The organism is Tenacibaculum halocynthiae, from assembly GCF_964512825.1.
In the GTDB taxonomy this organism is placed as follows: domain Bacteria; phylum Bacteroidota; class Bacteroidia; order Flavobacteriales; family Flavobacteriaceae; genus Polaribacter; species Polaribacter halocynthiae.
Genome location: NZ_CAZELG010000033.1, coordinates 158,752 through 183,102 on the forward strand (window position 1 = coordinate 158,752; position 24,351 = coordinate 183,102).

Here is a 24,351-nt window from a genome sequence, read left to right on the forward strand (position 1 = left end):
TTTATATAACCAAAAAAAAGCCGTTAAAAACGACTTTTACACTAAAAATTCAAACAAATTTGGTTTATTATTCAAGTACTCTCCATAAAAATTACGCTCTTTCATTCGAGCTATTAACGGAGATAAATCTTCCTTTTTTTCCAATTCCACTCCAACAACTGCTGGTCCATTTTCTCTACTAGTTTTTTTAGAATACTCAAAAAAAGTGATATCATCATTCTTACCTAAAACATCTATTACAAACTCTTTTAAAGCTCCTGCACGTTGAGGAAACCGAATAATAAAATAATGTTTTAAACCGCCATATAACAGAGCTCGCTCCTTAATCTCTGCCGTTCTTGTTATATCATTATTACTTCCACTAATAACACATACAACGTTTTTACCCTTAATTTCTTCTTTAAAAGTATCTAAAGCTGCTAAAGTTAAAGCTCCAGCGGGCTCAACTACAATAGCGTCTTTATTATACATATCTAGAATAGTTTGACACACTTTTCCTTCTGGAACCGTAATCATATCATCTAAATTCTCTTTACATATTTTATAAGTTAATCCACCTACTTGTTGTACCGCAGCCCCATCAACAAACTTATCTATTTCAGACAACTTAACATTCTCATTGTTTGCAATAGCCTGTTGCATTGATGCTGCTCCTGCTGGCTCAACTCCTATTATTTTTGTTTTCGGGGACAACAGTTTAAAAATACTTGAAAGCCCTGAGGCTAAACCACCACCACCTACAGGAACAAATACATAATCTACTGATTCATTTGCTTGTTCTAAAATCTCTAAACCAACTGTCGCTTGTCCTTCTATAATTTTTTCATCATCAAAAGGATGTACAAACGTTTTACCCAAACTATCAGATATATACTTTGCTGTTTTATAAGCATCATCAAAAGTATCTCCTGTAAGCTGAATATCTACAAACTCGCCTCCAAACATTTTTACTTGCTCTAACTTTTGTTTAGGAGTTGGAGCAGGCATGAATATTGTTCCTTGAATTTCTTTCTTTTTACAAGCCAAAGCAACACCTTGAGCATGATTTCCTGCACTAGCACAAACAATTCCATTAATCAACTCTTCATTAGTTAATGAACTTATTTTGTTATACGCTCCTCTTATTTTGTACGATCGTACTTGCTGTAAATCTTCTCTTTTTAAAAAAATATTTGATTCCAGTTTTTTTGAAAAAGTATAATTCAACATCAAAGGAGTTACTGCAACTACCTCTTTCAAAGTAGCTGCAGCTTTATTCACATCTTTTAATTTAGGAAAATAGATGTTTTTTGTCTCCATATTATAATTGTTTCATAGCTGTCATTGAAGCCCTTAAAGTTTCACCTATTTTCTCAACCGGGTGATTTCTTAAAGCTTTATTTACAGCTATTAATTCTTGGTTATCAACTTTACCTGTTCCTTTATATGGCTTACCTATAATATCAGTTGTAACAGTTTTCATGAATTCAGTTAATAAAGGCTTACATGCATGATCAAATAAGTAACAACCATATTCAGCAGTATCAGAAATTACTCTATTCATTTCATAAAGTTTCTTACGTGCTATAGTATTTGCTATTAATGGAGTTTCATGTAATGACTCATAATAAGCAGACTCTTCAATAATTCCCGCCTCTGTCATAGATTCAAAAGCCAACTCAACACCTGCTCTTACAAAAGCAACTAATAATGTACCGTGATCAAAGTACTCTTGCTCAGAAATTTCCTCATCAGTAATTTTTGTTTTTTCAAAAGCAGTTTCACCAGTAGCTGACCTCCAACTTAATAGGTTTTTATCATCATTACTCCAATCTTCCATCATCGTTTTTGAGAAATGCCCAGACATTATATCATCCATGTGCTTATAAAACAACGGACGCATTATTGTTTTTAACTCTTCTGACACTTGAAAAGCTTTTATTTTTGCTGAGTTTGACAACCTATCCATCATATTAGTGATACCTCCATGCTTTAAAGCCTCAGTAATAGTTTCCCATCCAAATTGAATCAACTTAGCAGCATACCCAGGTTCAATACCTTCTTCAACCATTTTATCAAACGATAAAATTGCTCCAGTTTGCAACACTCCACATAGAATTGTTTGTTCTCCCATTAAATCTGATTTCACCTCAGCGACGAAAGATGACTCTAATACACCAGCTCTATGACCCCCTGTAGCAAATGCATATGCTTTAGCTTGAGACAACCCTTTACTTTCAGGATCATTCTCAGGATGAACTGCTATTAAAGTTGGTACCCCAAAACCTCTTTTATACTCTTCACGAACTTCCGTTCCTGGACACTTTGGAGCCACCATAATTACGGTTAAATCCTTACGTACCTGCATTCCTTCTTCAACAATATTAAACCCATGTGAATAAGTTAATGTAGCACCAGATTTCATTAATGGCATTACAGTTTTTACAACATTAGTATGTTGTTTATCTGGTGTTAAATTACACACTAAATCAGCAATTGATATTAACTCACTATATGATCCTACAGAAAATCCATTTTCAGTAGCATTTTTATACGACTGACGTTGTTCTTTAATTGCTGCATCACGTAATGCATAAGAAATATCTAAACCAGAATCACGCATATTTAAACCTTGATTTAAACCTTGTGCTCCACATCCAACTATTACAACTTTTTTTCCTTTTAAAGCTTCAATTCCATCTTCAAATTCTGAAGATTCCATAAATCTACATTTACCTAATTGAGCTAGTTGTTCCCTTAAAGGTAGTTGGTTAAAATAATTTTCCATTGTTTGTTTATTATATAAAATTTTATTTATTGTATTTATTTTTCTAATGCTTTTAACATCTCAGAAACTGGCATTTCCTTTTTTGTAATTGCAATTCTACCCGAACGAACAAATTGCATGATTCCATGCTTATCTAAAATATGATAAAGCTCTTCAACCTCTTCTTTAGAACCAGATTTCTCAAGTACAAAAAAGTCTTTATTAATATTTATAACTCTTGATTTACTTCCATTTATTATTTTTTGAATTTCATCATTATCTGTTAACAAATCAGTACTCAACTTAAATAAACAAGATTCTTGATAAATAGTTTCATCATCAGTGTGATAAAATGCTTTAATAACTTCTACTTGCTTTTCTATTTGCCCTATTATCTTTTTAACTTCATCTTCAGTCAGTTTTACTAAAAGTGTAAATCTAGAAACGCTTTTTATTTCTGATTTTGAAACATTTACACTCTCAACATTTAAATGTCTTCTTTGAAATATTGCTGAAATTCTATTCAATAAACCAATATTATTTTCGGTATATATTGATATGGTATATGTTTGTTTAGTATCCATAATTACTCTAATCTTATATCTGAAACTGAAGCCCCTGTTGGTATCATTGGAAATACATTATCTTCCTTTTCTACACAAACCTCCAAGAAAAATGCTTCTTCTGACTGCATCATTTCTTGAACTGAACTTGCTAAATCTTCTCTTTTAGTTACTCTATTTGCTTTTAAATGATATCCTTTTGCTATGGCAATAAAATCAGGGTTAACCATTTCAGTAGAGGCATACCTTTTGTCAAAAAACAATTGTTGCCACTGACGTACCATACCTAAAAACTCATTATTAAGTACTACTATTTTAACAGCTGCTTTTGTTTGTAAAATAGTACCTAGTTCTTGAATAGTCATTTGATATCCACCATCTCCAATAACCGCAACAACCTCTCGTTCAGGCGCCCCCATTTTAGCTCCAATAGCCGCAGGTAAAGCAAATCCCATAGTTCCAAGGCCTCCTGATGTTATATTACTTTTAGTTTGATTAAACTCAGCATAACGACAGGCAAACATTTGATGTTGACCTACATCAGAAACAATAACAGCGTCTCCTCCAGAAGCATTATTAATTTCTTTCATCACTTCTCCCATTGTTAATCCTTCTTTTTCAGGATATAAAACATCTTTCTTTACTTTATCAAACTCAACAGCATCATGCTTTTTAAACTCTCCCAACCATTCTTCGTGAGAATTCTCATTAATTAAAGGCAATATTTTTTGCAAACTTTCTTTTGCATCACCCAAAACAGCAACTTCAGTTTTTACATTTTTATCTACCTCAGCTGGATCTATTTCAAAATGTATAACTTTAGCCTGCGTAGCATACCTACTTAAATCACCAGTAACACGATCATCAAAACGCATACCTATAGCGATTAACAAATCACATTCATTTGTTAGCCTGTTAGGTCCATAATTACCATGCATCCCAACCATTCCAACGTTTAATGGATGTGATGTAGGTAAAGCAGACAACCCTAAAATTGTCCATGCTGACGGTAAATTCGCTTTTTCTATAAATGCTTTAAACTCTTCTTCTGCTTGACCTAAAATAACCCCTTGACCAAAAACAACCATTGGTTTTTTTGCCTCATTTATTAAAGTCGCAGCTTCTTGAAGTTTAACTTCATTCACATCAGGTTTAGCTCTGTAACTTCTTACAGAAGTACATTTTTTATATGAAAAGTCAAACTCTTCAAATTGAGCATTCTTTGTTATATCTACTAAAACAGGCCCAGGACGTCCAGATCGAGCTAAGTAAAATGCTTTTGCCATTATTTCTGGAATCTCACTTGCTTTTGTTATTTGATAATTCCATTTAGTAACTGGAGTCGAGATCCCAACAATATCAGTTTCTTGAAATGCATCAGTTCCTAAAAGATGCGCCCCTACTTGACCAGTAATACAAACCATAGGTGTAGAATCTATTTGTGCATCAGCAATTCCTGTTATCAAATTAGTAGCTCCAGGACCAGATGTTGCAATAGCAACTCCTACTTTCCCAGATACTCTAGCATAACCTTGTGCTGAATGTGTAGCTCCTTGTTCATGGCGCGTTAACACATGATGAAGTTGATCTTGATACTTATACAGCTCATCATACACTGGCATAATTGCTCCACCAGGGTAGCCATACAATGTATCTACTCCCTCAGCAAGTAAACATTTAATAACAGCTTCAGCACCTGATATTTTTTCTGTTTGATTTGTTTTTTGTTCTGTTTGTTCTTTAGTTTTTGTTGCCATTTTATTTTGCTTTATGCTACTAGCTTTTGGCTATAAGCTTCTTGTTATTATATTTTTTTATACTAATATTTAAAACTCATCAGTTACACATCCATTAGATGCAGACGCAACTGTTTTTGCATATTTATACAATACCCCTCTATTTACTTTTAAAGGTGGAGCTACCCATTTATTTTTACGTTCTTTAAGTTCTTCATCAGAAACTTCTAATGTAATTGTGTTTGTTTCAGCATTCAAAGAAATCATATCTCCATCTTCAACCAAAGCAATAGCTCCTCCATCCTGTGCTTCTGGGGTAATATGACCAACTACAAAACCATGAGTTCCTCCTGAAAAACGCCCATCGGTTATTAAGGCTACATCCTTACCTAAGCCAGCTCCCATTATTGCAGCTGTAGGTTTTAACATTTCAGGCATACCTGGACCACCTTTTGGTCCTTCATAACGTATAACAACTACATCTCCTTTTTCTACTTTTCCTTCTCTTATTCCATCATTAGTAGCATATTCACCTTCAAAAACTTTAGCTCTACCTCTAAATGATAATCCTTCTTTACCGGTAATTTTTGCTACTGAACCTTCTTCTGCTAAATTTCCATATAGCATTCTTAAATGACCAGTAGTTTTTATTGGATTTTCTATTGGCTTAATTACATCTTGATTTTCTACTAAACCAGGAACATCTGCTAAATTTTCTGCTAATGTTTTACCAGTAACCGTTAAGCATTCTCCATGCAAAAGTCCTTCTTTTAATAAGTATTTTAAAACCGCTGGCACACCACCCACAGCATGAACATCTTCCATTAAATACTTACCACTTGGTTTTAAATCTGCCAAAAACGGAGTCTCATCAGAAATACGTTGAAAATCCTTTAAAGTAAATTTCACATCAGCAGCTTTTGCTATCGCTAAGAAATGCAATACTGCATTAGTTGACCCTCCCATTATTGTAACCAATCGAATGGCATTTTCAAGTGATTTTTTAGTAACAATATCTGAAGGCTTTATATCTTTCTCTAACAACACACGCAAAGCTTCTCCTGCTTTCACACATTCATCTTCTTTATTTTGGCTAATTGCTGGATTTGATGAATTGTATGGTAAACTCATTCCTAAAGCTTCAATAGCTGACGCCATAGTATTTGCTGTATACATTCCACCGCAAGCACCTGCTCCAGGACATGCTTTCTCAATAACACTTTGATACTCTTCATTATCAATAGTACCAGCTACTTTTTCTCCCCAAGCTTCAAAAGCAGAAACTACATCTAACTTCTTACCTTCATGACACCCAGATGCAATTGTACCTCCATATACTAAAACAGAAGGTCGGTTTAAGCGCAACATAGCCATTAACGCACCTGGCATATTTTTATCACACCCAACAACTGTTACTAACCCATCATAAGACATGGCTTGTACCACTGTTTCCATAGAATCGGCAATAACATCACGTGATGGTAAAGAGAAACGCATTCCTGGCGTTCCCATTGATATCCCATCAGAAACACCTATAGTGTTAAATATCAAACCAATTAAATCTTTATTTTCAGTTCCTTTTTTAACTAATTTAGCTAAATCATTTAAATGCATATTACACGGATTTCCTTCGTATCCTGTACTTGCAATACCTACTAGAGGCTTTTGTAAATCTTCATTTGACAAACCAATAGCATGAAGCATTGCTTGTGCCGCTGGCTGTGTATCATCTTGAGTTACTTGCTTACTAAATTTATTTAACTCCATTTCTTAATTTGTTAAACATTTTTTACGAAGTCCTAAAACTTCATTTTTATATAATTTCATTAATTTATTTCCTTGAGAGTTTTTCCATTCTAAAGGAAATTGATACTCATCTAGTGATTTCAATCCTACAACCTCAGCTGCGGTTCCTGTAAAAAAAGCACTATCAGATTCTTTTAATTCTTTTAGTGTAAAATGTTTCTCTACAACTGAAATTCCTACTTCTTTACATAAATCTATAACAGTAGATCTAGTTATTCCTGCCATAATATGCCCTCTTGGTGGCGTATATAAAACCCCTTCTTTTTCCATAAAAATATTAGCCCCTGAACATTCTGCCACATTATTATTCATATCTAATAATAATGATTCATCATACCCTTCCTTTTTAACCTCATTACTTGCTAATATTGAATTAATATAGTGCCCCGTTATTTTGGCTTCAACAAAACATGATTTAGGATTAGGTCTCTGAAATCTAGAAGTTTTCACACGCAATAGTTCATCTCCCATTAACTTATCCCACTTCCAACACTGTATTATTAAATCAGAACCTTTAGCTGAAAAGACACCCATATTCTCTCCAGTCACAACAAGTGGACGGATGTAAGCATCTTTTAAATTATTCCTTTCTAACAACTCATACGTTATTTTTGTTAATTCTTCTTCAGTATAATTAAAATCTATATCCATAACTTCTACCCCATATAGCAAACGCTTATAATGCTCTAAAGCTTTAAATATCTTAGTTCCTTCAGAAGTTTCATAGGCTCTTATCCCTTCAAAAACTCCATTTCCATAATGTAAAGTTTGCCCATACAAATTACCTGAAGCCTCTTTAGCTTTAACAAATTTTCCGTTGTAAAAAATTACAGTTTCATCATTGTAATACATCTTCTAGTTGTTTTGTTTTTCAAAATTATTTTATCGGTTTATTGTTTTTCCTCTATTTTTAATAACATAATGATTCTCATTTCTTACAAAATTAACATAAGTGCTTAATAACTACTAAATTAACTAAATATTCAAATGACAGTCATTAAACAAAAAAAAGCCTGCATCAATTAAATTGATACAGGCTTCTTTTTACACAATAGCTATCTGCATCAACTCGGTGGTGAGCTAATAATGACAATAATGATAATTACTACTATGTTTAAAAATTGATTCATTTTATTCTAACAAAAAAGGCTTCCTAAATATTTAGGAAGCCTTTTAAAATTTTATTTATTTTTTTAAATATTCTTCCCCTATCCTTGTGAAATAATCACAACGACAATAATAATAGAAATAATATTTAATACTTGTTTACTCATATTGGTTACAAATATTGTAAATTATTTATTGCTTTTCCAAATTTATTTTAAAAAATATTATTTTTAAACAAATATCAACCATTTGTTTAAATGACTGATATTTAAATATTTTTATTATTTTTTCTCTTTTTATTAGGATATTAAAATTAAATTTTGATAGATTTGCAACGTTATGCAAATAAATAAAACATACAATAATACACCCAGTTTATTAGTGCGGTAATTCTTACCAGCACTAAATCTTCATTTTTAAAACTGAGTATTGTATAATTTTATTTTTATATTTTGATTTCCATAATCTACACTTACATCTTATTACTAAGCATTATTACTGTATATAACAGTAATTTTTCAGTGCGCTTTTTTTATACTCGACCTCGCCCGTAAGGGTGATTACTTATTTACAGAACTTAGGTGAGTCCGGTTCTATTCTAAAAACATTATTCAATAAAAGTATTCATTAAAAATCAATTTCAATGAAAGTTGTTATTGCTAATCAAACTCATAGTAAATACGCTGAAATCATTTGTGAAACAATTGATAATGCAGCAAAAATAAGAGGTACAGGTATCGCTAAACGTAAACCTGAATACATAGTTACAAAACTAGAAAACGGAAATGCAGTTATAGCTTTAGATGGGCATAAATTTGCTGGTTTTTGCTACATAGAGCTTTGGGAACATGGCGAATTTGTTGCTAATTCTGGTTTAATTGTTCATCCAAACTACAGGGGGATTGGGCTTGCAAAAAAAATTAAAGAAACCATTTTTAATTTATCTAGATCCAAATTCCCTAATGCTAAAGTTTTCAGTATAACCACAGGTTTAGCAGTTATAAACATGAACAGTAATTTAGGATATAAGCCTGTTACCTTTTCTGAATTAACTGATGATCAATCTTTTTGGAAAGGCTGTAAAACTTGTATAAACTACGACATTCTTCAAAGAACACAGCAAAAAATGTGTTTATGCACTGGAATGCTATACGATCCTAGTACTAAAACTTCAAAAAATAAAGTAAAGAAGAAAGTATTTCAAAGGTTAAAAAAAATCAAGGAAAATATTTATTTAAAAAAGAACAACAAATGAAAAAATTAGTAATCGCTTATAGCGGTGGATTAGACACTTCGTATTGCGCAGTTAGCTTATCTAAACAAGGGTACGATGTACATGCTGTTAGTGTAAACACAGGTGGTTTTTCTTCGGAGGAAATAAAAAAAATTGAAGAGAATGCTTATAAGATGGGGGTAAGTACTTATCAAAACATTAATGCTATTCATACTTTTTATAATAAAGTAATTAAATATTTAATTTTTGGTAATGTACTAAAAAACAACACCTACCCTCTTTCTGTTAGTGCTGAAAGAATTATACAAGCCATAGAAATTGTGAACTATGCTAAAAGCATTGATGCTAAATTTATTGCGCATGGTAGTACTGGTGCAGGAAATGATCAGGTAAGATTTGATATGATTTTTCAAATTATAGCACCCGAAATTAAAATTATAACTCCTATTAGAGATCAAAATTTATCTAGACAAGAAGAAATTAAATACTTAAAAGATAATGGAATTAATACTTCTTGGGAAAAAGCAAAATATTCTATAAATAAAGGATTATGGGGAACTAGTGTTGGAGGAGAAGAAACACTAACTTCAATTAACCCATTACCTGAAACCGCCTATCCTTCACAATTAAAAAACACTAGTTCTGAAAAAGTAACCCTCTCTTTTGAAAAAGGTGAACTTATTGCTGTTAATAACATTGAAAATAACTCTGTAAAGAACATAGAATATTTAAATACCATTGCATCAAAATTTGGAATTGGTAGAGACGTACATGTTGGTGATACAATTGTTGGAATTAAAGGAAGAGTTGGTTTTGAAGCTGCTGCAGCTTTATTAATTATCAAGGCTCATCATTTACTTGAAAAACATACGCTAACAAAATGGCAATTGCAACATAAAGAATATTTAGCCAATTTTTATGGAATGCACTTACACGAAGGACAATATTTAGACCCTGTGATGAGAAATATGGAAGCTTTTTTACAGAGTAGTCAAGACAAAGTATCGGGTGTTGTTCATATTACACTGAAACCTTACCACTTTACTCTTGACGGAATCTCTTCCCCTCATGATTTAATGAATGCCAAGTTTGGTAGTTATGGAGAAATAAATAATGGTTGGACAGCAGAAGAAGCTAAAGGTTTTATAAAAATATTTGGTAATCAAAATAAAATATACCAACAAGTTAATCAATAAATCATGATACAAATAGGAATAATTGGTGGAGCTGGATATACCGCAGGTGAGTTAGTTAGGTTATTACTACAACACCCTAAAGTGTCTATTAACTTTGTTTATAGCACATCAAATGCAGGTAATAAGATATCACACATTCACCAAGATTTAATAGGTAGTACTAACTTAAAATTCACAAACACTATTAACCCAAACGTAGATGTCCTTTTTTTATGTTTAGGGCATGGAAATTCTAGAAAATTTTTAGAAACTTATACTTTTTCTGAAGACACAAAAATAATTGATTTGGGAAATGATTTTAGGTTAAAAAAAGATAATCATTTTCATAAAAAACAATTTATCTATGGGTTACCAGAACTACATAAAGAAGCTATTCAAAAAGCAACACACATTGCTAATCCAGGATGTTTTGCTACAGCTATTCAATTAGCAATATTACCTTTAGCTAAATCTAATTTACTTAAAAATGATGTACATGTTAACGCTGTAACTGGAGCTACTGGTGCCGGAACTTCTTTATCAAAAACAACTCATTTTACATGGAGAGACAATAATTTTTCTTACTACAAACCTTTTACTCATCAGCATTTAGGGGAAATAAATCAAACATTAAACTCTTGCCAAGAACAATTTAATTCTGAAGTGATTTTTATGCCAAATAGAGGTGACTTTTCAAGAGGAATTTTTGCTACTGCCTATACCAAGTTTGAAGGAACAATAGAAGAAGTCAATGCCCTTTTTACAACATTTTATAAAAAGGCTGCTTTTACTTTTATTTCAGAAGAAAACATACACTTAAAGCAGGTTGTAAACACTAACAAATGCTTAATTCACTTACATAAGCATCAAAATAAACTACTAATAACAAGCACAATAGACAATTTACTAAAAGGAGCTTCAGGACAGGCTATTCAAAACATGAATTTAATGCTTGGGCTTCAAGAAAATGAAGGTCTTCAATTAAAAGCTAACTATTTTTAAATCTAAGAATCATGAAAATCGCAATCATAGGAACAGGAAATCTTGGAAAATCTATTGCTAAAGGATTAATTAGTAATAATCTTACTACGAGCTTATATATTACCAAAAGAAACATCAAAGAATTAAAGGAGTTTGAAAAAAACACCAATATTAATATAACTTCTGATAATAAAGAAGCTGTAACAAATTCTGATATTTTAATTTTTGCTGTTCAGCCAAGACACTTTGAAAATATTTTAAAAAACATCACACCACTTTTAACCGATAAACATACACTGTTATCAACCATAACTGGTTTTAGCATTCATAAAATAGCATCTATAATAGGCAATAATAAGCCTATTATAAGAGCAATGCCAAATACAGCTATTGCAGTTGGAAAATCAATGACTTGCATCAGTTCTAACTCAAACGGAAAAAATAAAATAGAATTAGCTGAAACCATTTTTAATCAATTAGGAAGCTCTATTGTTATCCCTGAAAATCAAATGCAGGCTGCAACAGTAATTTGTGCTAGTGGAATTGCATTTTGGATGCGCTTAATACGTGCATCAACTCAAGCAGCTATTCAATTAGGATTTGATGCAAAAGATGCTCAAAAATTAGCCATGTTTACTAGCGAAGGAGCCGCTAATTTATTAATAACCACTGGAAATCACCCAGAAGAAGAAATAGATAAAGTTACCACTCCAAAAGGATGTACTATTGAAGGTTTAAACGAAATGGAACACAAAGGGCTAAGTGCTGCTTTAATACAAGGCATGGTAGCCTCTTACAATAAAATTAACACTATTAAACAAGAACAAATATGAGTTTATTTGATGTATACCCATTGTTTAATGTCACTCCTGTAAAAGCAGAAGGCGTTTACGTTTATGATAATAATGACAACAAATATTTAGATTTATATGGCGGACATGCTGTAATATCAATTGGACACTCACATCCTACTTATATTAAAAATATAAATCAACAAGTTTCTAAGCTAGGTTTTTATAGCAATGCTATAAAAAACCCTTTACAGGTTGAATTAGCAAAACAATTAGGAAACAAATCTAATTGTAAAAACTATCAGTTATTCTTATGTAATTCAGGTGCTGAAGCAAATGAAAATGCTTTAAAACTAGCTTCTTTCCATACCAATAAGAAAAAAGTAATTTCTTTTAAAAACTCTTTTCATGGTAGAACTTCTGCTGCAGTTGCCACCACAGATAACACTAAAATAGTTGCCCCAATTAATTCTCAACAAGAAGTTATTTTCCATGATTTTGAAGATTTAAAAGGTGTTGAAAAAACACTCAAAAATAATGACGTGTGTGCAGTTATCATTGAAACTATCCAAGGGATTGGAGGCTTAAATGAAGTTACTACTAAATTTTACAAAGGCTTACAAAAACTGTGTAATCAATATGATACACTTCTTATTGCTGATGAAATTCAATCTGGCTTTGGTAGAACTGGTGATTTCTTTGCTTTTCAAAAACACGGTGTTTTACCAGATATTATTTCAATGGCAAAAGGTATGGGCAATGGTTTTCCTATTGGAGGCATATTAATCCACCCCAATATACAAGCAAAATATGGAATGCTAGGAACAACTTTTGGCGGTAATCATTTAGCTTGTAGTGCTTCTTTAGCTGTTTTATCAGTAATAGAAAATGAAAATCTATTATCAAATGTTAAAGAAGTATCTAATTATTTTATTAAAGAAGCAAAATCATTACCACACTTAACTTCAATTAAAGGGAGAGGCTTAATGTTAGGTTTAGAGTTTAATTTTCCTGTCTCAGAAATGAGAAAAACACTTATTTATAAACATTTCATATTTACAGGAAGTTCTAAAAATCCAAATTTATTAAGAATACTACCTCCTTTAACAATACAAAAAAAGCACATAGATGTTTTTATAAAAACGTTAAAAGAAGAACTTAAAACTTTTTCATCATGAAAAAATACACCAGTTTAAATGACATAAACAACTTACAAGAAACAATTAACAAGGCTATTCTATTAAAAAAAGATCCTTTTAAATTTTCTTCTATTGGTAAAAATAAAACATTGGTAATGTTATTTTTTAACGCTAGCCTTCGAACAAGACTGAGCACGGAAAAAGCTGCAAAAAACCTGGGGATGCATGTTAGTGTTTTAAATATTTCAAATGCATGGAGTTTAGAATTTGAAGATGGTACAGTGATGAATTTAACTTCATCTGAGCATATAAAAGAAGCTGCTAAAGTTATTTCTCAATACGCCGAAATAATCGCTATTAGAGCTTTTCCTTCTTTAAAAAACAAAGAAAAAGACGCTTCTGAGTTTGTAATTAATAATTTTATAAAATATGCTGAAGTACCAATTGTTAATATGGAAAGTGCTACAGACCATCCTCTTCAGGCATTGGCTGACGCTATAACAATTACAGAATTCAAAACTGTTAAAAAACCTAAAGTAGTACTATCATGGGCACCACATCCTAAAGCCTTACCACATTCAGTGGCTAATGCTTTTGTGCATTTAATGCATAAAATGGAAGTAGACTTTACAATTACCCATCCAAAAGGGTACGAATTAGACACTTCAATTACAAAGGATACTTTAATTGAACATGATCAACATAAAGCTTTTGAAAATGCAGATTTTATTTACACTAAAAATTGGAGTTCTTATTTAGATTATGGAAAAACAACAAACAAGTTTTCTAATTGGATGATTACTAAGAAGAACTTAGGAAATGCAAAATTTATGCATTGCTTACCAATTAGAAGAAATGTAGTTGCTGAAGATGAAGTTTTAGACAGTGACAATTCACTCGTAATTAAACAAGCTAATAATAGAACCTATGCTACTCAAATAGTTTTAAAACAAATTTTAGAGAACTTATGAAAACTGTAAAAATTATTAAAATTGGAGGAAATATCATCAATAATGAAAAGGTTTTGCATAACTTTCTTTATAATTTCTCACAACTAGAAGGTCCTAAAGTTTTAATTCATGGTGGTGGTAAATCTGCTTCAGATTTAGCTAAAAAAATGAACACTCCTGTTAACATGATTAACGGAAGACGAATTACTGATGCTCAAACATTAGATATTATTACAATGGTTTATGCTGGTAAAATCAATAAGAAAATTATTGCAAAACTACAGGCTAACAATACAAATAGTATGGGTTTTACTGGTGCAGATGGAAATACAATTAAAGCTACAAAACGCTCTTCTTCACCTATAGATTATGGTTTTGCTGGCGATATCATTAAAGTAAATACGCAAATTCCAATTTTATTAATTAATAATCAGGTAACTCCTGTTTTCTGTGCAATTACTCACGATAAAAACGGACAATTATTAAATACAAATGCTGACACCATAGCTGCTGAAATAGCCATTGCGCTATCAACTAAATATATTACAGAACTTTACTATTGTTTTGAAGAGCCTGGTGTTTTGACTGACATTAATAACAAGAATTCAGTTATAGAAAACATTAATTCTACTAAATACACTAAACTTAAAGATCAAGGAGTAATATTTAAAGGTATGCTTCCTAAGCTAGATAATTGCTTTCATGCCCTTAATAACAAGGTTACTAAAGTCAGTGTAGGTAATTCTGATATGCTTTTCAAAGAAAATACAACACATACATCTATAAAGATATAATGAAACAAGAACTTATAAAAAAAGCAATTGAATTGCTTAAAAATTTAATAGAAACACCTTCTTTCTCTTCAGAAGAGGATAAGACTGCCCTATTAATAGAAAAATGGTTTCACGAGTTTAATATTCCTTATACTAAAACTGTTAACAATGTTTGGTCATTAAACAAACACTTTAACAAATCAAAACCTACCTTATTATTAAACTCACATCATGATACTGTAAAACCCAACAACGGATACACAAAAAATCCTTTTAAGGCCATCATTGAAAATGAGAAGCTATATGGTTTAGGAAGTAATGATGCTGGTGGATGCTTAGTTTCTTTACTAGCAACCTTTACTTATTTTTATTTAAAAGAAAATTTAAAATATAATATCATTTTTGCTGGCACTGCCGAAGAAGAAAGTAGTGGTTCAAACGGATTAAATAGTTTACTGTCAATTTTACCAAAAATTGATGTAGCAATTGTTGGTGAGCCTACTTTAATGCAATTAGCTATTGCCGAAAAAGGGTTAGTTGTTTTTGATGCTGAAATTAAGGGAACTCCTAGTCATGCTGCACATCCTAATAACAATAATGCAATTTATAATACCATAGAAGTTTTACAATGGTTTAAAAATTTATCTTTTGAAAAGAAATCTGATACATTAGGAGAAGTCAAACTAACCGTTACTCAAATAAATGCTGGTAAACAACATAATGCAGTACCTGCTAATGTAAAACTAGTGATTGATGTAAGAGTTAATGATAAATACACGAACAAACAAATTAGCGAATACTTAGTGCAAAATGCGCCTTGCTTTATAAAGCCTAGAAGCCTAAACCTGAATTCTTCTTCTATTCCGATTGACCATGACTTAGTAAAAGCAGGTATTTCATTGGGAAGAAACACTTATGGCTCTCCAACATTATCTGATCAAGCAGTATTAAATTGTCCTTCTTTAAAATTAGGCCCAGGAGATAGTAAACGATCGCATACAGCTGATGAATATATTTATTTACATGAAATTGAAGAAGGTATACAGCTATATATTGAATTATTAAATAACGTAATTATATAAAAAATGAAACTTTGGGACAAAGGACTATCTATAGATAAAAAAATAGAAAATTTCACAGTAGGAAATGATAGAGAAATAGATATACATATAGCAAAATACGATATTAAAGCTTCTTTAGCACACGCTAAAATGCTTGCAAAAACTAATTTTATTACAAAAAAAGAATTAAACTTATTAGTAGATGGACTGAATATTTTACAACAACAAATTGAAGAAAAAACATTTAAAATTGATTCAAACTTTGAAGATGTTCATTCTAAAATTGAATTTGACCTCACGCAAATTTGTGGAGAAGTTGGGAAAAAAATACATACAGCTAGATCTAGAAATGATCAAGTTTTAGTGGCATTACATTTATACTATAAAAACAATTTACAGTTTATTTCTAGTAAAGTTAAAACTCTTTTTAACACGTTGCTAGAGTTAGCTGACACATATAAAACTAAGACTCTTCCTGGATATACTCATTTACAAGTAGCCATGCCTTCCTCATTCGGATTGTGGTTTTCAGCTTATGCTGAATTATTAATTGATGATTTATATATTATAAATGCGGCACTAAAAACAGTAGATCAAAATCCATTAGGTTCGGCAGCTGGATATGGAAGTTCTTTTCCGATTGATAGAAATTTTACTACTGAAGAACTAGAATTCGCTACCTTAAAATACAATGTAGTTGCCGCTCAAATGAGCAGAGGTAAAAGTGAAAGAACAATAGCTATGGCATTGGGAAGCTTAAGTAATACGCTTGCTCGTTTTGCTATGGACATTTGCTTGTACATGAGTCAAAATTTTGATTTCATCTCCTTTCCCGATGAGTTAACTACAGGCAGTAGCATTATGCCACATAAAAAAAACCCAGATGTTTTTGAACTAATTAGAGGAAAATGCAATAAAATTCAGTCCCTCCATACAGAAATGGTACTAATAACAAATAATCTACCCAGCGGCTACCATAGAGATTATCAACTCCTTAAGGAAAACATGATACTTGGTTTCGAAGAAACTAAAGACATTTTAGACATTTTCGATTATTCTATTCAACAAATTATAGTGAAAGACGTAGATTTAAATGATGATAAATACAAATACTTATATACTGTTGACAATATAAATACCTTAATTGAAAATGGACAAAGTTTTAGAGAAGCCTATCAGAAAATAGGTAAAGAAGTAACTAATGGAACTTATATTCCTGACACCTCTAAAAAACATAGTCATCATGGTAGTATTAATAATTTATGTTTAGATGAAATCCGTACAAAAATGAGAACTTTATAAATGAAGTTAATCTAAACTTAAATAAATATTTAAAAGACATCTAAACAAGAAACCATAGTTTTTAACTATGGTTTTTTGTTTAGATAAAACTTAAAGTTTATTTATTATTAATTGCTTTTTCAATTTTTCTTATAATACGATCTCCGCTTCCAATAGCAAAATACTCTATTTTTGAATCTTTCCCAATCACAAAATGAGTTGGATACACCTCAACACCATAAAGATTACTAATTTCATCGCCACTTGCTACTATTTGATAATTGAATTTCGTTATTTTTAAAAATTCTTTAATTGATGATTTTTTATCCAAACCTATTGCTAAAAAAATCACATCCTTATTATTTTTATACTTTTCTATCAATTTATTTAAAGAAGGCATTTCATCAACACATGGTTTACAACTTATAAACCAAAAGTTCAAAACTACTTTTTTACCTTTTAAATCATTCAGATTATATTTTTTCCCATCTATTGTTTCTATTGAAAAGTTTTTCGCTAATTCTCCAGTTGGATTTTTAATATCCTTGTATGGATCTGATGTGTCTTTATACTTTAGTAACACTAAGGCTTTGAAAGCTCCATTCTTATCAACAAACATCTGAGGCATAGCCTTACCGTTATTTATTAGCTCTTTTGCAGTACTTTTTGTAATTTCTGTTCCATCATCTAAAAAAATTAGTGCTATTTTTTTAGGCAACCCTCTTCGCATTAACTCTTCAGAAGAAATGGGCTTTAAACCTTTAGGTAAAAAAGAATACCTTCCTCCTACAATTACTAGAGCTTTGTAATTATTGTTATTATCTACAAACATTTTAGGAAGCACTATTCCATTCATAATTAACGGCATCACTTCTTTTAAAGTTGTTTTTGTTCCGTCTTCATAAAATACTAAATCTAAATTTTCAGGTGGTCCTTTTTTCATTAATTCTTCAAGTGGTAATTCTTTCAAATCTTTAGGAATAAAAGAATACTCTTGTGCTTTTATTGTAATAGTTATAAAAATTACAATTAAAAATGTGAATACTTGTTTCATGTTTTTAGGTTTTTGGTTTTATTATTAATTAATTTACTTACTCTCAAAAAAAGAGCACATACTTCAGCCATAAAAGCTGAAGTATGTGCTCTATATATAACACAAATGCAAAATTAAAACTCCCTATTTCTTCTTCAGTGATGGAGAATTAACTTGTTGTTATAAATTGAGACGATTAATTATTTATTTTGTTACATCCTCTTGATTAGAGTAAATTTATATTCTATCCTTTTTAATATAGGAAGGTATTGAGTTAAATAATAATATTAGAAAACTTTAAACCCCAAACGGAATTAGAGAATTCATCATTAAATCTAATAATTCCCATTCCTTCTTTATTCCTTTTTACAACATATAAAAACTGTTTCACAACATTTGATTTACTTCTTGATACTTTAAAAAGTAGTTTTACCGTAGAAAAAAACTAATAGCGCTATTATTTTTTTAATGCAAACTAAAAGTAGAGCTCCGAGACTACATTAAAAACGAGGTACATCCTGAAAAACCATAATAGTAAGGACTAACTATTAAACAAAAAAAAATGAACTATTTATTATTACTTGGTAAAACAAACCACCCTATAAAAGAATCATTAGGTAAATTATTTGAAATTAAAGAGTTTAGCAATAAACTTGTTAAAAATGCAGACGCAATACTTATTGATCTTGCACACGTTACTGAATTAGATGACAAAGAAAAAAATGAAATCAAAAAAAACTGTAAGCCAATTATTCTAATTAACAAATCAACAGATAAAGAGTTAATGAGTACTTTTTTAGGAATTGGTTTTAGTGCTGAATTAAGTATTGTCCACTTATATGAAAACAATACATATATTAATCCTATAATTAGTGAAAGTGAAATACAACAATCTGTTTCTGCTTTAGAAACTATTAATATTGAAAATAACAACGGTACTTCACAAGAAACATTAGGTAAAGTAGAATCTTCAAGCAAAAAGAATGTTAATTCAAAACAAGTTATACTAAATCTTGAAGAAATGGCACTTTTGATAGAAGAAAACATTCAAGAAGAAAATTGGACATTTACCTCATCAACTATCAATCGACTATCTACTCCACCAATAGACTTACCCGTAGGACAATACAAAGTATATCATGTGCCTCTTAATAGCGTAATTAACTTATATGATTCTTCTCAAAAAGCAGAAAACGAGATGTTAGTTGAAATTATTCTAGTTGCATCTTATAACCCGAAGCGAAAATATGTTCAAATGAATACTATTGGAGCGGGGTTCAATCCTACTAGTGGAACAAAAATGCAATGGGATGGGACTTATAATAGAGGCTATTTTCAAAACAAAATCGATCTACATTTTGAACCATTAAATAACAGTAAGATAACAACTTATCAAACATCTCCAAAAAATGTAAATGGTGAAACAACATATACCGCTAGTAGTAGTTTTACTGTAGGAGTTGATATTTCAGAAAACCCTGCATTTAAACCAAGTTATACTATAGGTAGCTCAGAATCAACAACAATTAAAGATTTTGAAATTACTAATAATTCTAGTGGAAAAAAAGCAGACTGGACTTTTCAACTATCACAGACAAAAAATTCTATGTGGGACATGTTCAAAAGCCCATTTATGAAAAAAGGACAAGTAAAATCAGTTCCTAATCTAGCCAAGAAAAACCTTCAACCTGTATGTACTTCTGTTTGGATGGTAGACGAAACATCAGGTGTGTTTAATGATTCCGTTTCATATAATTTAAGATGGAACGTTGAATATTACCGTTGTTGGGTTACAGGAAACTGGGCTAGCTTTACTAAACATGTTCAACCACTTGATTATAATAAAACTATTAACTTTTTAGTCGATTACTCAAAAGTAAACGCGTAATAGCCAAACATAAAATCAAAAAAATTAACCGCAAACTGTTTTGAATACAACGTTTGCGGTTTTACGGCACTACTATAAATAAACATCTATCTATTATAGATCATACAACGATAATGCCATTTATTTAACCAATATCAATAAATGTTTAATTTAAAACTAAACCCCTAACCAACTATTAAATTCTGCAGTTTTATTTTGACTTGTTTTCAAAATCGTTTTACTATTTAATATATTTATGGCAATACTATTTTTATCATATCTGCTTATTTTTTCAATATAAATCCTACTAACAAGTTCACTTCTATTTATCTTAAAAAACTTTTTAGAATCCACCATCTCTTCTAACGATTTTAAAGATGTTTGATTTAAAATATGTTTTTTATTTTCTTTATCAAAAGCAAATACAACACCATAATCTGCTTGAAAGTATAGAATATCTTCTACTTTCAAAAAGTAAGTATACTTCGATGTTTTTACAGGAAAATGATCTTGAAAAACTTTAGTTTCCTCAATATTTCTATTAAAATAAGAATCTAGCTTCAGCAATAAATCATTATTCTTTAGTTCAGAAGCTGTACCTGTATTAAGTATAAAATATTTTTCCAATGCTTTTTCAAAACGATCAAATGAATATGGCTTTAATAAATATGCAATACCAGTAGTTTCAAAAGCATCCAACCAAAATTGATTATAAGCAGTACAGAAAATTATAGGTGATTTTAGTTCTAATTTTTTATATGCATCAAAAACATTTCCATCAAGAAGTTCTATATCTGAAAAAATTAAATCTACTTCTGGTTCATTTATAAAAAATGTTAAAACATCCTCTAAAGTTTCTAACTCTTTTATAATTTCTACTGGATGTTTTAATTTTTCAATATACTTTTTTAACTTTCTTCTGGCTGGCATTTCATCCTCAACCAATACTACTTTAATCATAGTTATTTAAATTAATTAACGGGATTTTTATTTCAAAACACTCAGTATTATCCTCAATAAGAATAGGCTCTTTAGTAAGTAATTTAAATTGTTTAATCATGTTTTTCAAAGCTACTCCATTGCCCTTTGGTTTATTTTTAAAAGCTATTTTATTATTAATTATTTTAATTCCATTTTCTATAGCTTTAATGTTTATATAAATTGGTTTTTTAGAGGTCCCTCTATTATGCGTTATAGCATTTTCAACTAAAACCTGTATACAAAACGGTGGTAATTCAGCCTTTAAAGCTTTTACTTCTTCATCTATTTTTAAAAAATAATATCCATCATATTTTACTTTCATCAATTCAAAATAGCCTTCTGAAAAAGCAAGTTCATCTTGTAATAAAACTATTTCTTTGTCAGAATTTACTAAACTATAACGGTATAGTTCAGAAAAATGATTTAAAAAAACACTAGCCTTATTTTTATCTTCTTCTATTAAATAATCTAAAACATTTAAATTATTGAATAAAAAATGAGGGTTCAATTGTGTTCTTAATTGAATAACTTCACTTTTCACTCTACTAATTTCGTAGTCATTTACTTGTTTTTGAAATTTTCTGTTTTCTTTAAAATATAAGTATACTAAAGAAAAACTTCCAAAAATCATAAAATCTATTGCTGAACCTATATTTTTATAAATCAATAAATATAAAGACCCAAAGTTTCTAGAATAAGTATCAAAAAGTAAAGAAATTAATAAACCAAAAATATTCCTCAACACTATATATGAGAATAAGCCAATACTAAAAAACAGTAAATACTTCCTAAGTAATGAGGCTTGTAATGTTGAATTATTAGCTATACGTTTTTTTATAAAAGACACCCATAAAAAAATAAAAATAGCTTGTAAAAAGAACCAAAATGGGGCATCAGTATGAAAAGTGAAATTTTCCCAAGAATTTGAAATTCCAAATTGATTTTTTAAAATAAACAACCAACTAAAGAAGAACAGAAAAATTAGAAATTCTTTATTCTCTCTTAAAAAATTTGTTTTTATTTTCATATCTATAACAACAAAGATATCATATTTGTAATAAAAACTTTACTGTTAGCTTCATTACAAATATGATTTATTTTATTTTTCTTCTGGCCAAGTACTTACTACGTTTCCTACCTCATCATAAGCTTCAAGCTTAATTTTATTATTACTATCTATTATAAACTTCGCTCTAGTTTTTCCATTATCATCGTATAAAAACAATCCGTTTTGCTTTCCTGGTGTTTGCCCTAGAGCTACTCTTGGAACACCTCCCAACAAGCCTTTCTTTCTATACTCTTCGTATTTTTCTTTACGTTTCTTTCTATCTTTTATTTCCTTAAGTTCTTTATTTATATGCATCACATTTTCTTGTGTTTCATAATCACCTCGGTCATTAAACACTAATCGTCCTGCTTTATATCTTTTATCCCCAACTTTTGTATCTGTTGTTATTAATTGCATTACTTGGTCACCTCCATACTGATCAAATGTTAGTGATAGTCCAGAACTATGCCCTTTCTTAGTTTTTTTCCCATCATAAACAAATCCACCACACTCTTTTCCATCTTCAGTGTAAAACAACATGCCTGCTCGTTTTGTTCTTTTATGGTAAACTCGTCCATTAACTCTATCTCCTTCGCTAGGAAAATTTGCGGCATTCGTAATTAACATTTTTACAGTACCATCATCTTCTACAATATTGATTTTTTTCACATCAATAGTATCAAATTGAGTGTTTTTTTTACTTTTAAAAGCTAGTGTTGTTACTACACCAATAGCAAGTGAAATGCTAACTGCAAATGTTCTTAAAAATAGTAGTTCTTTCTTAGTATTCATTTTAAATATTTTTATCTGTTTTACACTTCAAAAGTATTTGATTAGTAGTTTTGAAAAAACATCATTCTTATGAGCTAAGGAAAAACTATCATGAACACAGGAATTTTTATAATAAAAAAAGCCGCTTATATTTCTATAAACGGCCATTTGATTAAAATAACAATAGATTATATTATAGTACTCTGTCCCATATGAACATTTTGGAAGTTAAAATCTGTATCATCTTGATTTTGGATATAATCTGAAATAAAATCACCAACTTTACTCGTAGAAAATGGATTTTCTGGATTAATATCTTCAGTAGTAACCCCTAATTCTAACGATTTTTGAACCGCTTTATCAATAGTTTTTGCTTCCTCATGCAATCCTAAATGCTCTAATAGCATTGCAGCTGATAAAATAGAAGCTAAAGGATTTGCTATATCTTTTCCTTTTGCTTGTGGAAAAGAACCATGAATTGGCTCAAACAAAGCATTTTCTTTTCCAACTGAAGCAGAAGCTAATAAACCTATAGAACCACCAATTACACTAGCTTCATCAGAAATGATATCACCAAATAAGTTTTCGGTTAAAATTACATCGAACTGTTTTGGATTTAGTATTAACTGCATTGCTGCATTATCTACAAACAAGAAATCTAAAGCTACATCAGGATATTGATCAGCTAAAGCAGTTACTGTTTTTCTCCACAGTCTTGATGTTTCTAATACATTTGCTTTATCAACCAATGTTAATTTTTTACGCCTAGTTTGTGCAGCTTGAAAAGCTAAATGTGCAATTCTTTCTATTTCTTCTACTGAATACGAACAACCATCAAAAGCAATTTTACCATCTTCACTAATCTCTTTTATACCGAAATAAATACCTCCAGTTAATTCTCTAAAAATACTAATATCAGTCCCTTCAATTCTCTCTCTTTTTAACGGAGAGTTTTGAATTAATTTATCATATGCCTTTACTGGACGTACATTACAAAACAACCCTAACTCTTTACGTAAACGTAACAAACCTTGCTCAGGACGTACTTTAGCTGTTGGATCATTATCATATTTAGGATCACCGATTGCTCCAAATAAAACAGCATCTGATTTCCTACATAAAGCTACTGTTTCATTAGGTAAAGGATTCCCTGTTTCATCAATAGCACAAGCCCCCATAAGCGCTTCTTTATACAAAAATGTATGGTCAAAAACATCTGCTACTGCATTCAATGCTTTTTTTGCTTGAGCTGTTACCTCAGGTCCTATTCCATCTCCTGGTATTACTGCTATATTTACTTTCATTATT

The 24,351-nt window shown here is 30.5% G+C and carries 21 protein-coding genes; 10 read left to right on the forward strand and 11 right to left on the reverse strand.

Annotation, left to right across the window (positions count from 1 at the left end):
- Positions 1–36: 36 nt before the first annotated feature.
- The 6 genes from ilvA to ACKTTQ_RS13215 all read right to left on the reverse strand — a co-directional run bounded on the left by ilvA (position 37) and on the right by ACKTTQ_RS13215 (position 7,703).
- Positions 37–1,299, reverse strand: a complete 1,263-nt coding sequence (ilvA, locus tag ACKTTQ_RS13190; RefSeq protein ID WP_093870449.1) for a threonine ammonia-lyase IlvA — start codon at positions 1,297–1,299, stop codon at positions 37–39.
- 1 nt (position 1,300) lies between these two features.
- A complete protein-coding gene (gene ilvC, locus ACKTTQ_RS13195) occupies positions 1,301–2,767 on the reverse strand; it encodes a ketol-acid reductoisomerase (protein ID WP_408049454.1) in 1,467 nt (488 codons plus the stop codon).
- 35 nt (positions 2,768–2,802) lie between these two features.
- Complete coding sequence (ilvN, locus tag ACKTTQ_RS13200; protein ID WP_093870447.1) at positions 2,803–3,330, reverse strand: acetolactate synthase small subunit; 528 nt, start codon at positions 3,328–3,330, stop codon at positions 2,803–2,805.
- A 2-nt stretch (positions 3,331–3,332) separates the two neighbouring features.
- Positions 3,333–5,066, reverse strand: a complete 1,734-nt coding sequence (gene ilvB, locus ACKTTQ_RS13205) for a biosynthetic-type acetolactate synthase large subunit (RefSeq protein ID WP_093870446.1) — start codon at positions 5,064–5,066, stop codon at positions 3,333–3,335.
- 69 nt (positions 5,067–5,135) lie between these two features.
- The gene (gene ilvD / locus ACKTTQ_RS13210; RefSeq protein WP_408049455.1) at positions 5,136–6,812 is read right to left on the reverse strand and encodes a dihydroxy-acid dehydratase; all 1,677 of its coding nucleotides are present in this window, start codon (positions 6,810–6,812) and stop codon (positions 5,136–5,138) included.
- Positions 6,813–6,815: 3 nt separating this feature from the next.
- The gene (locus tag ACKTTQ_RS13215) at positions 6,816–7,703 is read right to left on the reverse strand and encodes a branched-chain amino acid transaminase (protein ID WP_093870444.1); all 888 of its coding nucleotides are present in this window, start codon (positions 7,701–7,703) and stop codon (positions 6,816–6,818) included.
- An 898-nt stretch (positions 7,704–8,601) separates the two neighbouring features.
- Here ACKTTQ_RS13215 and ACKTTQ_RS13220 point away from each other — a divergent pair.
- From ACKTTQ_RS13220 to argH, 9 genes are read left to right on the forward strand one after another with little or no spacing between them, the layout of a single operon-like run.
- On the forward strand, positions 8,602–9,213 hold the full coding sequence (locus ACKTTQ_RS13220) for a GNAT family N-acetyltransferase (RefSeq protein ID WP_408049456.1): 612 nt from the start codon (positions 8,602–8,604) through the stop codon (positions 9,211–9,213).
- Entirely contained in the window at positions 9,210–10,388 is a 1,179-nt protein-coding gene (locus tag ACKTTQ_RS13225; RefSeq protein ID WP_299135655.1) for an argininosuccinate synthase, read from the forward strand. The genes ACKTTQ_RS13220 and ACKTTQ_RS13225 overlap by 4 nt, the downstream gene beginning before the upstream one ends.
- Before the next feature lie 3 nt (positions 10,389–10,391).
- Positions 10,392–11,369, forward strand: a complete 978-nt coding sequence (argC, locus tag ACKTTQ_RS13230; protein WP_408049457.1) for an N-acetyl-gamma-glutamyl-phosphate reductase — start codon at positions 10,392–10,394, stop codon at positions 11,367–11,369.
- An 11-nt stretch (positions 11,370–11,380) separates the two neighbouring features.
- Positions 11,381–12,181, forward strand: coding sequence for a pyrroline-5-carboxylate reductase (gene proC, locus ACKTTQ_RS13235; RefSeq protein WP_093870440.1), 801 nt, complete (start codon positions 11,381–11,383; stop codon positions 12,179–12,181).
- On the forward strand, positions 12,178–13,317 hold the full coding sequence (locus tag ACKTTQ_RS13240) for an aspartate aminotransferase family protein (RefSeq protein WP_408049458.1): 1,140 nt from the start codon (positions 12,178–12,180) through the stop codon (positions 13,315–13,317). Before proC ends, ACKTTQ_RS13240 begins: the two co-directional genes overlap by 4 nt.
- Entirely contained in the window at positions 13,314–14,249 is a 936-nt protein-coding gene (locus tag ACKTTQ_RS13245; protein ID WP_408049459.1) for a Rossmann-fold NAD(P)-binding domain-containing protein, read from the forward strand. Before ACKTTQ_RS13240 ends, ACKTTQ_RS13245 begins: the two co-directional genes overlap by 4 nt.
- Complete coding sequence (gene argB, locus ACKTTQ_RS13250) at positions 14,246–15,022, forward strand: acetylglutamate kinase (protein ID WP_408049460.1); 777 nt, start codon at positions 14,246–14,248, stop codon at positions 15,020–15,022. Before ACKTTQ_RS13245 ends, argB begins: the two co-directional genes overlap by 4 nt.
- A complete protein-coding gene (locus ACKTTQ_RS13255; RefSeq protein ID WP_408049461.1) occupies positions 15,022–16,083 on the forward strand; it encodes a M20 family metallo-hydrolase in 1,062 nt (353 codons plus the stop codon). The genes argB and ACKTTQ_RS13255 overlap by 1 nt, the downstream gene beginning before the upstream one ends.
- Positions 16,084–16,086: 3 nt before the next feature.
- Positions 16,087–17,364 (forward strand): argininosuccinate lyase, encoded by a 1,278-nt coding sequence (gene argH, locus ACKTTQ_RS13260; protein WP_093870435.1) that lies wholly within the window; start codon positions 16,087–16,089, stop codon positions 17,362–17,364.
- Positions 17,365–17,461: 97 nt separating this feature from the next.
- On the opposite strand, the gene ACKTTQ_RS13265 is transcribed toward argH, so the two are convergent.
- Positions 17,462–18,397, reverse strand: a complete 936-nt coding sequence (locus ACKTTQ_RS13265) for a peroxiredoxin family protein (protein ID WP_408049462.1) — start codon at positions 18,395–18,397, stop codon at positions 17,462–17,464.
- A gap of 541 nt (positions 18,398–18,938) precedes the next feature.
- Between ACKTTQ_RS13265 and ACKTTQ_RS13270 the strand changes: the two genes are divergently transcribed.
- Positions 18,939–20,264, forward strand: coding sequence for a hypothetical protein (locus tag ACKTTQ_RS13270; protein ID WP_093870433.1), 1,326 nt, complete (start codon positions 18,939–18,941; stop codon positions 20,262–20,264).
- A gap of 156 nt (positions 20,265–20,420) precedes the next feature.
- On the opposite strand, the gene ACKTTQ_RS13275 is transcribed toward ACKTTQ_RS13270, so the two are convergent.
- The 4 genes from ACKTTQ_RS13275 to leuB all read right to left on the reverse strand — a co-directional run bounded on the left by ACKTTQ_RS13275 (position 20,421) and on the right by leuB (position 24,347).
- Positions 20,421–21,203: a LytR/AlgR family response regulator transcription factor gene (locus tag ACKTTQ_RS13275; RefSeq protein WP_408049463.1), complete on the reverse strand. Its 783-nt coding sequence runs from the start codon at positions 21,201–21,203 to the stop codon at positions 20,421–20,423.
- Entirely contained in the window at positions 21,196–22,251 is a 1,056-nt protein-coding gene (locus ACKTTQ_RS13280; protein ID WP_408049464.1) for a sensor histidine kinase, read from the reverse strand. The genes ACKTTQ_RS13275 and ACKTTQ_RS13280 overlap by 8 nt, the downstream gene beginning before the upstream one ends.
- Positions 22,252–22,323: 72 nt before the next feature.
- Complete coding sequence (locus ACKTTQ_RS13285; protein ID WP_408049465.1) at positions 22,324–23,064, reverse strand: hypothetical protein; 741 nt, start codon at positions 23,062–23,064, stop codon at positions 22,324–22,326.
- Between the two features lie 167 nt (positions 23,065–23,231).
- The gene (leuB, locus tag ACKTTQ_RS13290) at positions 23,232–24,347 is read right to left on the reverse strand and encodes a 3-isopropylmalate dehydrogenase (RefSeq protein WP_408049466.1); all 1,116 of its coding nucleotides are present in this window, start codon (positions 24,345–24,347) and stop codon (positions 23,232–23,234) included.
- Between the last annotated feature and the right edge of the window lie 4 nt (positions 24,348–24,351).